The organism is Desulfamplus magnetovallimortis, from assembly GCF_900170035.1.
Classification (GTDB): Bacteria; Desulfobacterota; Desulfobacteria; order Desulfobacterales; family Desulfobacteraceae; genus Desulfamplus; species Desulfamplus magnetovallimortis.
In genome coordinates, this window is sequence record NZ_LT828623.1 from 1 (window position 1) to 729 (window position 729).

General features: G+C 42.1%; 1 protein-coding gene. It reads left to right on the top strand.

The genetic code is table 11. The features are described from left to right. Positions 1–9: 9 nt before the first annotated feature. Positions 10–729, top strand: a 720-nt coding sequence (locus MTBBW1_RS27325; protein ID WP_186441764.1) for an AlbA family DNA-binding domain-containing protein, incomplete at its 3' end; no start/stop codon positions are given.

Here is a 729-nt window from a genome sequence, read left to right on the forward strand (position 1 = left end):
CAGCACACCATCCTTTCCCAACCTGAAGGGAAAAATCTTGAATTCAAGCGTGATTTATCTTCACCCAGGCCGATTATGAGATCACTTGTAGCATTTGCCAATACCGCTGGTGGACGGCTTGTAATTGGAGTAAGTGATGATCGCAGCATTATTGGCGTTCAAGATCCTTTGGCAGATGAAGAGCGACTCTGTAACATTATTTCGGATTCCATAGCCCCTCGCCTCGTTCCAAATATTGAAATAGTAACGGTTGAAGATAAAACACTATTGATTGTAGAGATCTTTCTTAGTAACTCTCGTCCGCATTTTATTCTTTCAGAAGGCGTGGAAAGAGGTGTTTACTTCAGACTTGGTTCAACCAATCGTCAGGCAGACCGTGAGTTGATTGCAGAGCTTCGTCGATCTGTAGAAGGAGTTGCCTTTGATGAAATGCCAATGGTTGAACTCTCAATTGATGATTTGGATATCCAAGCCATTAACCAAAGTTTTTCCCAAAAACTACCCATCAGCGAAAAAGAACTGAAAACCCTTAAATTAGTTGTCCCAAGCCAAGGCCGATTTGTTCCGTCAAAAGGGGCAGTTCTTTTGTTTGGCAGAGAAAGGAATGCTCATTTCTCAGATGCATGGATTCAATGCGGTCGTTTTATAGGGCAAGACAAGGCACATATTTTTGATCATATTGAGCTTTATGACCATCTGCCCCAAGCTGTTGACAGCATAATGCTTTTT